Origin of the sequence: Pantoea sp. R102 (genome assembly GCF_004916815.1) — a bacterium.
GTDB lineage: Bacteria > Pseudomonadota > Gammaproteobacteria > Enterobacterales > Enterobacteriaceae > Pantoea > Pantoea dispersa.
This window is the reverse complement of record NZ_SDFT01000288.1, coordinates 1-11,390: the sequence shown is the minus strand read 5'-3', so window position 1 is coordinate 11,390 and position 11,390 is coordinate 1. Positions and strand designations below refer to the sequence as shown.

The 11,390-nt window shown below is 57.1% G+C and carries 11 protein-coding genes; 9 read left to right on the top strand and 2 right to left on the bottom strand.

Annotated elements, in window-relative coordinates; translation table 11 throughout:
- Nucleotides 1-9 precede the first annotated feature (9 nt).
- Together fruB and ERD80_RS21850 are read right to left on the bottom strand one after the other, a co-directional pair.
- The gene (gene fruB / locus ERD80_RS21855) at nucleotides 10-1,140 is read right to left on the bottom strand and encodes a fused PTS fructose transporter subunit IIA/HPr protein (RefSeq protein ID WP_058769932.1); all 1,131 of its coding nucleotides are present in this window, start codon (nucleotides 1,138-1,140) and stop codon (nucleotides 10-12) included.
- 277 nt (nucleotides 1,141-1,417) lie between these two features.
- On the bottom strand, nucleotides 1,418-1,672 hold the full coding sequence (locus tag ERD80_RS21850) for a YkgJ family cysteine cluster protein (RefSeq protein WP_058775788.1): 255 nt from the start codon (nucleotides 1,670-1,672) through the stop codon (nucleotides 1,418-1,420).
- A 152-nt stretch (nucleotides 1,673-1,824) separates the two neighbouring features.
- On the opposite strand from ERD80_RS21850, the gene yeiP reads away from it, so the two are divergent.
- From yeiP to ERD80_RS21805, 9 genes are all read left to right on the top strand, one after another.
- Complete coding sequence (gene yeiP, locus ERD80_RS21845; RefSeq protein WP_031280049.1) at nucleotides 1,825-2,397, top strand: elongation factor P-like protein YeiP; 573 nt, start codon at nucleotides 1,825-1,827, stop codon at nucleotides 2,395-2,397.
- Between the two features lie 99 nt (nucleotides 2,398-2,496).
- Entirely contained in the window at nucleotides 2,497-3,471 is a 975-nt protein-coding gene (locus ERD80_RS21840) for a GTP-binding protein (protein ID WP_136548532.1), read from the top strand.
- 45 nt (nucleotides 3,472-3,516) lie between these two features.
- Entirely contained in the window at nucleotides 3,517-4,224 is a 708-nt protein-coding gene (locus ERD80_RS21835) for a phosphatase PAP2 family protein (protein WP_136548530.1), read from the top strand.
- Between the two features lie 514 nt (nucleotides 4,225-4,738).
- A complete protein-coding gene (gene mepS / locus ERD80_RS21830; RefSeq protein WP_031280047.1) occupies nucleotides 4,739-5,314 on the top strand; it encodes a bifunctional murein DD-endopeptidase/murein LD-carboxypeptidase in 576 nt (191 codons plus the stop codon).
- Nucleotides 5,315-5,543: 229 nt separating this feature from the next.
- A complete protein-coding gene (locus ERD80_RS21825; protein WP_136548527.1) occupies nucleotides 5,544-7,109 on the top strand; it encodes a cyclic di-GMP phosphodiesterase in 1,566 nt (521 codons plus the stop codon).
- 65 nt (nucleotides 7,110-7,174) lie between these two features.
- The gene (locus tag ERD80_RS21820; protein ID WP_136548525.1) at nucleotides 7,175-8,983 is read left to right on the top strand and encodes an extracellular solute-binding protein; all 1,809 of its coding nucleotides are present in this window, start codon (nucleotides 7,175-7,177) and stop codon (nucleotides 8,981-8,983) included.
- Between the two features lie 10 nt (nucleotides 8,984-8,993).
- Nucleotides 8,994-10,085 (top strand): microcin C ABC transporter permease YejB, encoded by a 1,092-nt coding sequence (locus ERD80_RS21815; RefSeq protein WP_136548523.1) that lies wholly within the window; start codon nucleotides 8,994-8,996, stop codon nucleotides 10,083-10,085.
- Nucleotides 10,085-11,107, top strand: a complete 1,023-nt coding sequence (locus ERD80_RS21810) for a microcin C ABC transporter permease (RefSeq protein WP_021509256.1) — start codon at nucleotides 10,085-10,087, stop codon at nucleotides 11,105-11,107. Before ERD80_RS21815 ends, ERD80_RS21810 begins: the two co-directional genes overlap by 1 nt.
- A partial coding sequence (locus ERD80_RS21805; RefSeq protein WP_136548521.1) for an ATP-binding cassette domain-containing protein occupies nucleotides 11,108-11,390 on the top strand: 283 nt, incomplete at its 3' end.

The following is an 11,390-nucleotide window of genomic DNA, read 5'->3' as shown; positions in this document are numbered from 1 at the left end:
CGCGACGACTCATGCTGCCCCCTCGCCCAGACCGCTATTAATGGCTTCTTCGATAGCGTGCAGTGCCTGCTGCGCATCGTCACCGCTGGCGGTGAAACGCAGACGATGGCCTTTCTTCACGCCCAGCGCGACCACCTTCATCAGGCTGCGCCCGTTAGCCGGCTTACCGCTGCCGTCGAGATTGGTCACGGTGATATCGCTGTTGAACTGCTTGATCACGCTCACCAGCGCGGTGCCCGGACGCGCATGCAGACCGTGCTCGTTGCGGATGGTGAATTCCGCGGTTAAGACGTCCGCAGCTTCATCCACTTCGCTGGTCAGCAGCGCGAGAATGCCTGCCGCGTCCGCCTTCAGCAGGCGTTCAGCCTGCTTGTTCAGCAGCAGATTGCTGAGGTAACCCAACACCTCAAGCGGGCGCTGATCGGTGGCGGCGACCGTCAGCAGCAGCGCTACCGGTTCGCCCTGATGTGTCAGCGGCGTCGCGCTGCGGCTCACTGCCACCGCGCTGTTGAGGTTGCCGTGCGTGCTGTCGCTCAGCCAGATGCCCTGACCGAGGCTGAGCGGCGCGTGCGAGACGACGTCCGCGACAAAGCTGGCGTCAACGGCACCGGCCGCCTGCAGACGACCAGCGTTCAGCGCCTGCAGCGTCATCAGATCGCTGGCGGCCACGTCAGTGGCGATCAGCGACGTATCGAACTGGAATTCAGCGGCCTGCTTTTCACCCATCAGCAGCGCGCGCAGCTCTTCAGCAGAGGCAGATTTCAGCTGCTCCGCGATGCTGTCATCGCTTAATACGTGGGTCAGCTGGCGCAGCAGCGCGAGGTGCTCGTCAGATTTGGCGGCAATGCCGATGGCGACGTACGCCGTCTGGCCATCGCCCCAGTCCACGCCCTGCGGGAACTGATAAACCTGCACACCGGTTTTCAGCACCAGATCGCGGGTATCGGTGGTGCCGTGCGGAATGGCGATGCCGTTGCCGAGAAAGGTGGTGGTTTGCTGTTCGCGCGCCAGCATGCCGTCGACGTAGCCTTCGGCCACATTTCCGGCCGCGGTAAGCGCAGCGGCAACCTGACGAATGGCCTGTTCTTTATCGGACGCGCTGGCGCCGGTGTGAATGGCCTGAACTTCGAGCTGGAACATATTTCTCCTCGCTTGCTGAAAGTGAATCGTTTCAGCCTGATGGCGAAAAAATACGCTGTGCGACACGGACTTAGCCGGGAGGACAACGCTGAAACGTTTCAGGGAATATGGTACAGCACCCGATTACAGGCAAGAAAATGCGCAATCGGCGTAGCAGATTTTTGATGCTCCGCACACTTCGCGGCGGATTTAGGATTTTTCACAGCGGGCGCGCTGACGCGTTGCTGTAACGTGGCGCCTGTGACGATCATTCTGTTCAGCTCGCGTCAGCTTAAACTCAGGGCGCGGTATCCGCTTCCAGCTGCAGCAGGTAGATCATGGCGTCGGCACGGCTGCTGCCGCACATCTCCGCCTGTGGCTGTAAACCGGCACACACCGCCGGACGCAGCGGCGAACCAAAAATTTTGCAGCGCTGCTGTTCGTCGAGCTGCACGCAGCGGGTATTGGCCGGTTTGCCGTCAGGCATACCCGGAATGGGGGAAGAGATGGAGGGGGCTGTGCAACAGGCACCGCACTGGTCTCGACATAACATCATGCGCTCCTGCAAAGATTAGCGGCCGACAATAGCAGTCTGCACCGCGGAATTCTATGCGCGACCAACAATTTTCACCGGCCTCACTTGCCTGTTTTTCACCGCGCGAGTAAGTTGGCGCGCATCTACCTGGTTATAGCGAGTCAAGCATTATGCCAAAGGCAAACGAAATCAAAAAAGGAATGGCCGTCACCTGGAACGGTAAACTGTTGCTGGTGAAGGATATCGATGTCCAGAGCCCAAGCGCGCGCGGTGCCGCCACGCTGTACAAGATGCGTTTCACCGATGTGCGCACCGGCCTGAAAGTTGAAGAGCGCTTCAAGGGCGACGACATTATTGATGCCATCCAGCTCAGCCGCCGCGCGGTGACCTTCTCATACATCGACGGCGACGAATACGTGTTTATGGATGACGAAGATTACACGCCGTACAGCTTTAAAAAAGATCAGATCGAAGAAGAGCTGCTGTTTATTCCGGAAGGCGGCATTCCCGGTATCCAGGTGCTCACCATGGATGGTCAGGTGCTGGCGCTGGAACTGCCGCAGACGGTAGACATGGAGATCGTTGATACCTCCCCCGGCATCAAAGGGGCATCCGCCAGTGCGCGCACCAAACCGGCGGGCATGAGCACCGGGCTGTCGATTCAGGTGCCAGAGTACCTGAGCAATGGCGATCGCATCCGTATCCATATTGCCGAGCGTCGTTATATGGGACGCGCCGATTAAGCGCACGATTTTCTCCGGCGGCGGTTGATTGTTATAGTATAACAACAGCCTGCGCGCCGGATGCGGTTGTCCGGCGCGGCTATTTTAACGGAGTAAATCATGACGCGCGTGAACCTGATTACCGGTTTTCTCGGTAGCGGTAAAACCACCACCCTGTTACATCTGCTGGCGCACAAACCGGCCAAAGAAAAGTGGGCCATTCTGGTCAACGAGTTTGGCGAGATCGGCATTGACGGCGCCCTGCTCGCCGACCGCGGCGCCACGCTGAAAGAGATCCCCGGCGGCTGCATGTGCTGTGTTAACGGCCTGCCGCTACAGGTTGGGCTGAATATGCTGCTGAAGCAGACTCAGCCGGACCGCCTGATTATCGAACCCACCGGCCTCGGCCATCCCAAACAGTTACTGAATATGCTGCGCGCAGCGGTCTATCAGCCGTGGATCCGCGTGGACGCCACGCTGACGCTGCTCGATCCGCGTCAGTTAGCCGATACGCGCGTCACGGAGAATGAAAACTTTCGCGACCAGCTGATCGCCGCAGACATCATCATCGCCAACAAGAGCGACAAATGGGATGCGGAAGATCGCCAGCGGCTGGCGAGCTGGCAGCAGCAGCATTTGGGCGACCGTCAACTGGTGGAAGCCAGCTGGGGCAATATTGATCCGGCGTTGCTGAGTCAGCCGGCATTGGCGGATCGTGCGGTACCCGATGCCGCGCATCATCATCATTCGTCACGCCCGCAGGGGCTGGCGGCGCTGAAACTGGAAGGCGAAGCGCGCTGGCGTCGTGCGTTAAATGAAGGTCAGGGCTATGCTTCCTGTGGCTGGATTTTCGATGGTGACACGGTGTTCGATACCATTCCGGCTTTAGAGTGGGCGCGGCTTGCGCCGGTGGATCGCGTGAAAGGCGTGCTGCGTACCGCTGACGGTCTGGTCAGCATTAACCGTCAGGGCGAAGACCTGTTCATCGAAACGCGCCCGGTCACGCCACCCGATAGCCGTATCGAATTGATCCACCATCAGGCCGCCGACTGGAACGCCTTGCAGACTGCCCTGTTGAAGATTCGTTTAAATTAGCTGCGGTAGGTTTGCCCGTTATTTTTTTCTTTTTGAGTTACTTTTATGCGCACTACTCGTTTGATCACCATCCTGCTGCTGAATGCGCTGGGTGTGATGCTATTTATGTCGTGGTATCTGCCGCCGGAGCACGGGTTCTGGTTCGCTCTCGACAAAGGCATCTTTTTTGGCTTTAACGACCAGATGGTCGACCATCACGGCTTTGCGCTGCTGGTGGCGATTACCAATTTCCGCGGTTTTGACGCGGTGTCGCTGCTGGCGATGGGTCTGCTCTATCTGTGGTTCTGGCGCCGCGAAACGCCGCAGGGCCGACGTCGTATGCTGGCGATTGGTATCACCATGCTGCTGACGGCGGTGATTCTTAACCAGCTGGGCCATCTGCTGCCGGTTAAGCATGCCAGCCCGACGCTGTTCTTTGATAACGTGCATCGCGTCAGCGAACTGACCGGCATTCCGGCAAAAGATGCGTCCAGAGACAGCTTCCCCGGCGACCACGGCATGATGCTGATTATCTTCGCCTGCTTTATGTGGCGCTATTTCGGCTTCCGCGCCTTCCTGATGGGCCTGCTGATTGTGGTGGTCTTTTCCCTGCCGCGCGTAATGGCAGGCGCACACTGGTTTACCGATATCGCGGTCGGTTCGCTTTCGGTGGTGCTGGTGGGCCTGAGCTGGTGGTTATTAACACCGGCCAGCGACAAACTGGTGAACTGGCTCAATCGTTCGCTGCCCGGAAAATATAAACCCCAGGCGTAATAGTTTAGCGCGGGCGATTATTCACTGTTTTTAAGATCGCCTGCGCTTATTTAATCCTGCAATAAATTATTAGCGGACTAAGCGTTTTCTGATAAAAGAAAAACCTATGCGTCAAATCGTCTGACCATGGCGTTATTCCTGGCCTGTCCAGTCAGAACCCTCTTAAAATCTCCCTTAGCGCCAGAATTAGCCGCTGTTCCTGCCGTTAATTGACGCTTAAATCGCTACCAGTTGTTGATAAAGTAACCGTTGTGTTACAGATTGATTTCACATCAAAAAAACCTATAAAAATTTATATAAAAGCACTCGCCACGCGGTCTGTAATCGGTTAACCTCAACTCCGATTACTACCGTGCAGCATAAAATTCGGTACCTTAAGCAACAAAAATGTGTGCATTAACACATTTTAGTAATTAAGGAATTGTCTTAGAGGGTCGCACTTATTAATCTCAACCCGTTTTGTCATCTGGCTGGCGACATTCTGTCGTAAGGACATCGAAGGAAAACACGTACAATGGTCAAGTCTCAACCAATTCTGAGATACCTCAGGCGGATTATTCCCGCAGTAGCATTAGCAACCCTCTTATCGGCATGTAGCAGTACCCATAACGGTCAGAACGCGAATAACGAGAATCATGAAGTTAACAACCAGAATGGTTTTTTACTTCAGGCGTCTCAGGACGAATTTGAACAAATGGTGCAGAACGTGGACGTTAAGTCCCGCATCATGGAGCAGTACAGTGACTGGAAAGGTGTGCGTTATCGCTTAGGCGGCGACACCAAACGTGGCATTGACTGTTCTGCTTTTGTTCAGCGCACCTTTCGCGAACAGTTTGGTTTAGAGCTGCCGCGTTCCACCTCGGAACAGCAGGACAGCGGTAAAGAGATTTCACGCAGTAAACTGCGTCCGGGTGATTTAGTGCTGTTCCGCGCCGGCTCCACCGGTCGCCATGTCGGCATCTATCTCGGCAACGACAATTTTGTACACGCGTCTACCAGCAGCGGCGTGATGATATCCAGCCTTAACGACAGTTACTGGAAAAACCGCTACCGCGAAGCGCGTCGGGTACTGGCAAAAAACCCCAGTTAACCCCCTTTCTTCCTGATGTTCTCAGCCAGAGAATCTGAAAACGCTGCCCCGGCAGCGTTTTTTTTTTCGTCTGCGGTTGCTTAAGCCAAATCCATGACGGAAAAAGTAATTGTGAATCAAAAATATAACGAGACTTTTCGCGCAGCCTCGTTATATTCTCGTTGCCTTGAACCAGCACAGTTGTATGCGTTTTTATAATAAAAAGGGCAAGATCAGGGGAACCAACTCCATGCCACTGTCGGGGACGTTAAATCGTCATGCCAGCTACTCGCGGCGCATCGCCTGGAGTAGCGTAATTATTGGGGTCGCGTTTTTTATCCTGTTTGTCACCGTCCTGCTCACGCTGACCTGGCAAAAACGCGTCCAGCAACACCAGCAGCTGCTGGCTCACAGCCGTGACGATCTGCAACAGGTGATGTCAACCCTGGTCGAGAGCCTTTATCCACTGCAGCAATACACTCAACTCAGCTGCAACAGCGTCAACCGTGAGCTGACCTCTCGCGCCGCCTTTGCCGGCAACATTCGCGCGATATTACTGGTACGCGACGGCAACGCTTACTGCTCTTCGGCCACCGGCGCATTTCTGCTGGCCGCCAGCGCCATTTCACCCGATTCAGAGCTGGAGCGCGACCGTGACGTCCGCCTGCTGCCCGGCACACCGCTGCAGCCCGCCAAACGGTCGCTGGCGCTGTGGCTGAAAAGTCCGGGAGCGAACGAAACCGGCATCCTCGCCACCATGAACCTCAGCATGACGCCTTACCAGCTGCTGGCCTCTTACCATCCCGAAATCACGCGTATGGCGCTGGTGGCAGGCGACAGCGCGCTGCTCAGCGGCACCAGCCAGGTGGTACGCAGCCGCGATCTGCCGCCCGCCCTCACCGACCTGACGCTTGATGACGGCAGCATGCGCTTTGTGCTTTACGGCAGCACGCTGGCCTCACGCGATTACACGCTGGCGTTGCTGACCGGCCTGCTGCTGGCGCTGCTGGTTGCCGCAATCAGCTGGCTGCTGCTGTCGCTGCATCAGCGACCGGGACGTGAAATCCTGCTCGGCATACGGCGCGGTCAGTTTCACGTTGAGTATCAGCCGCTGGTAACGGCACACAACGGCAAACCCTATGGCGTTGAAGCGCTGCTGCGCTGGACTCACCCGGTTGAAGGCATGATCCCCCCCGATGTATTTATCAGCCACGCCGAAGCGCAGAACCTGATTATTCCTCTGACCCAACATCTGTTCAGCCTGGTAGCGCGCGACGCGCGTTTTCTCTGTCAGCAACTGCCGCGCGGCACCCGTCTCAGTCTGAATATGTCACCGCAGCATCTGGCATCGGCCAGTTTTCGCCGCGACGTGCAAGCGTGGATCGCCAGTATGCCCGACGATCATTTTAACTATGTATTTGAAATCACTGAGCGCACCATGGTGCGGGAGAAGAACGCTGGCGAAATCTTCGCCTGGCTGCATGAACACAATTTCAAGATTGCCATCGATGATTTCGGCACTGGCCATAGCGCGCTGATCTACCTGGAAAAATATCCGTTCGACTACCTGAAAATTGATCGCGGCTTTGTGCAGAGTATCGGCACCGAAACCGTAACCTCGCCGGTGCTTGACACCGTGTTGCTGCTGGCAAAGAAACTCAACCTGAAAACCGTGGCGGAAGGGGTGGAAACCGGCGACCAGGCGGCCTGGCTGGTTAACCGCGGCGTCACGCATCTGCAGGGGTATCTGTTTAGCCGCCCGCTGCGCCCGGAAAAGCTGATCAGCTACTATCAGAGCCAGGCCAGTTTGGGTTAACGTCACGCACCGCGCATGAAACTGCTACCATACAGTGCGGATTACCACAGGAGAGCGCCCCACTTATGCTGCTTCGTCTTGCCACAGCACTACTGATGTGCAGCGCCATTGCGCCGGTGCACGCGGTCACTATCCATGAAAGCTATGCCTTTGCAAAGCTGGGCGAACCTAAATACGCGGTCAACTTCAGCCATTATGATTACGCCAATCCGGCGGCGCCAAAAGGCGGCAAGATCACCCTCGCCGTGGTGGGCACTTACGACAACTTCAACCGCTATGCGTCGCGCGGCAATCCCGGTATCGGCACTGACACGCTGTACGACGGCCTGTTTACCACCTCAGACGATGAGCCCGGCAGCTACTATCCGCTGATCGCCGAATCAGCACGCTATCCCAGCGATTATCACTGGATGGAGGTGTCGATCAATCCGCACGCGCAGTTTCAGGACGGTACGCCGATCACGGCACAGGATGTCGCCTTCACCTTCAGCAAATTCATGACCGAAGGCGTGCCGCAGTTTCGCGTGGCGTTTCGTGGCGTGCAGGTGAAAGCGCTGAACCGGCTGACGGTGCGCATTGAGATGCCCAAACCAGATAAAGACCTGGTGCTGAGCTGGATCACGCTGCCGGTACTGCCGGAAAAATTCTGGCAGAACAAAAAATTCAATGAGCCGATTGGCTATCCGCCGCTCGCCAGCGGGCCTTACCGCGTCACTTCGTACAAATCCGGCCAGTTCATCCAATATAGCCGGGTGAAGAACTACTGGGCGGCCGATCTGCCGGTGAACCGCGGTCGCTTTAATTTTGATACCCTGCGCTACGACTACTATCTTGATGACAACGTGGCTTTTGAAGCGTTTAAGGCCGGTGCCTATGACCTGCGCGAGGAGAGTTCGGCGAAGAAATGGGCCACACAATATCGCGGGCGCAACTTCACCAGCCACGCCATTGTGAAAGCCACCACGCCGAATGACGTCTCCACCGACACGCGCTGGCTGGCGTTCAATAACGAGAAAGCATTGTTTGCCGACCGCCGCGTGCGCGAGGCGCTAACGCTGGCGTTTGATTTTGAGTGGATGAACAAAGCGCTGTTCTACGGCGCTTACAAGCGGACCGACAGCTACTTCCAGAACACCGCTTACGCCGCCAAAGGCTATCCTGACGCCGATCAGCTGGTCCTGCTCGCGCCCTACAAGGCGCAGCTGCCTGCCGAAGTCTTTAACAACGCCTACGCGCCGCCGCACTCTGACGGCAGCGGCTTTGACCGCAACAATTTGCTGCGGGCGATGGCGCTGCTAAAGCAGGCCGGCTGGCAGATCAAAAATCAGCAGCTGGTGAACGTAAAAACCGGCCAGCCGTTTCAGTTTGAGCTGTTGCTGCGCAGCGGCTCTCAGAACGACTGGGCGCTGCCGTTCCAGCACAGCCTGGCACGGCTTGGCATTACGATGACGCTGCGTCAGGTGGACAGTTCGCAATATCTGCGCCGGCTGCGCGAAGGCGATTACGACATGATTCCGTCGCTTTATCAGGCGATGCCGTGGCCCTCCACCAGCCTGCAGTATGTCTGGCAGTCGGATTACATCAGCTCTTCGTGGAACACCGCGCGGGTAAAAGATCCGCTGGTCGACCATTTCGTGCAGCAAATCGTCGCCCATCAGGGTGATGAGAAAGCGCTATTGCCGCTCGGCCAGGCGCTGGATCGCCTGCTGCTGTGGAACGCCTACATGATTCCGATGTGGTACAACGCCGAGCAGCGGCTGGCCTGGTGGGACAAGTTTTCCCATCCGCAGATTAAACCGGCGTTTGCCACCGGGCTGGAAAACTGGTGGTACGATGTGAACAAAGCCGGTCGTTTACCGGCCGATCGACGCTGAGGAGAGCGGTTTGGGTGCTTATTTCCTGCGCAGGCTGTTGCTGATTATTCCCACGCTGTGGGCCATCATCACCCTGAATTTCTTTATCGTACAGATTGCGCCGGGCGGTCCGGTCGATCAGGCGCTGGCCAACATCCAGTTTGGTCATAGTACCGGTCTGCCTGGCAGCGGCGGCAGTGATAGCGGTGCGCGCGGTGCGCTGGTGCGCGACAATCCCGGCGACAGCCAGTACCGCGGCGCGCGCGGGCTGGATCCGGAAGTGGTGGCAGAAATAACCCATCGCTACGGCTTCGATAAGCCCCTGCTGCAGCGCTATGGCGAAATGCTGTGGAATTACCTGCGTTTTGACTTTGGCGACAGCCTGTTTCGTAACGCCTCGGTGCTGCAGCTAATTAAAGAGAGCCTGCCGGTGTCGATCAGCCTCGGGTTGTGGAGCACGCTGATCATCTATCTGGTGTCGATTCCGCTGGGCATCAAAAAAGCGGTGCGCAACGGCAGTGCGTTTGATATCTGGAGCAGCATCTTTATCATCATCGGCTACTCAATTCCGGCGTTTTTGTTTGCCATCATGCTGATTGTGCTGTTTGCCGGCGGCAGCTATCTCGACTGGTTCCCGCTCCGCGGCCTCACTTCGCCGCAGTTTGACACGCTGCCGTGGTACAGCAAAATCAGCGATTACCTGTGGCATATCACCCTGCCGGTGCTGGCTACGGTAATTGGCGGCTTTGCCACCCTGACCATGCTGACGAAAAATGCGTTCCTTGATGAGGTGCGCAAACAGTACGTCGTCACGGCGCGCGCCAAGGGCCTGGATGAAAAGCGCATCCTGTACGGCCACGTGTTCCGCAACGCCATGCTGCTGGTGATCGCCGGGTTTCCCGCCACCTTTATCAGTATGTTTTTCACCAGCTCGGTGCTGATTGAGGTGATGTTCTCACTCAACGGCATGGGGCTGCTCGGCTATGATGCCACCATTCAGCGCGACTATCCGGTGATGTTCGGCACGCTGTATATCTTTACGCTGATTGGCCTGCTGATGAATATTCTCAGCGATCTGACCTATACGCTGGTCGATCCACGCATTGATTTTGAGGGCCGCTGATGCGTCTATCTCCCGTTAACCAGCAGCGCTGGCAGCGCTTTCGTCATAACCGGCGCGGCTACTGGTCGCTGTGGCTGTTTCTGCTCATCTTTGTGCTGTCGCTGGGCGCGGAATTATTAGCCAATGACAAACCGCTGCTGGTGCATTATCAGCAGCGCTGGTACGCACCTCTGCTGTTTAACTACAGCGAGAGCGATTTTGGCGGCCAGTTTGCCACGGCGGCCGATTATCAGGATCCGTGGCTGAAGCAACGTATTGATCAGCAGGGCTGGGCGCTGTGGGCGCCCATCCGCTTCAGCGACAGCACCATTCATTTCGCCACCGATGTGCCCTTCCCGTCACCGCCGTCCGCGCAAAACTGGCTGGGTACCGATGCTAACGGTGGCGATGTACTGGCGCGTCTGCTGTACGGCACGCGCATCTCGCTGCTGTTCGGTTTGCTGTTAACGCTGTTCTCTAGCGTGATTGGCATTGTGGTGGGTGCCCTGCAGGGCTACTTTGGCGGCCGCGTTGACCTCATCGGCCAGCGATTGATTGAAGTGTGGTCCGGCATGCCGACGCTGTTCATGCTGATTCTGCTCTCCAGCGTGATTCAGCCCAATTTCTGGTGGCTGTTACTGCTGACAGTGATCTTCGGCTGGATGAGCCTGGTGAGCGTGGTGCGCGCCGAGTTCCTGCGCACGCGTAACTTTGACTATATCCGCGCCGCACGCGCGCTGGGCGTGAGCGATAGCCGCATCATGCTGCGCCACATGTTGCCCAACGCCATGGTTGCCACGCTCACCTTTCTGCCGTTTATCCTGTGCGGTTCGATCACCACGTTGACCTCACTGGATTTTCTCGGCTTCGGCCTGCCGGTGGGCTCGCCGTCGCTGGGCGAACTGCTGCTGCAGGGAAAAAACAATTTACAGGCACCGTGGCTTGGCCTTTCTGGCTTCTTCGCCCTCGCCCTGCTGCTGTCGCTGCTGATTTTTATCGGCGAAGCGGTACGCGATGCCTTTGATCCGAGCCGGGGGCGCTAAATGAGTTTGTTAACGGTGAATCATCTGGCGGTGGCGTTCGGGCCGCGCCGCGTGGTGGAAGATATCTCGCTGCGTATCGACGCCGGCGAAACGCTGGCGCTGGTGGGCGAATCGGGATCGGGCAAGAGCGTGACGGCGCTGTCGATTATGCGTCTGCTGCCGCAGCCGCCGGTGAGTTATCCGCAGGGCGAGATCCTGTTTGACGGGCGCGATGTGTTACAGGCCAGCGAACGTGAGATGCGCGGGCTGCGCGGCAACCAGATGGCGATGATTTTTCAGGAGC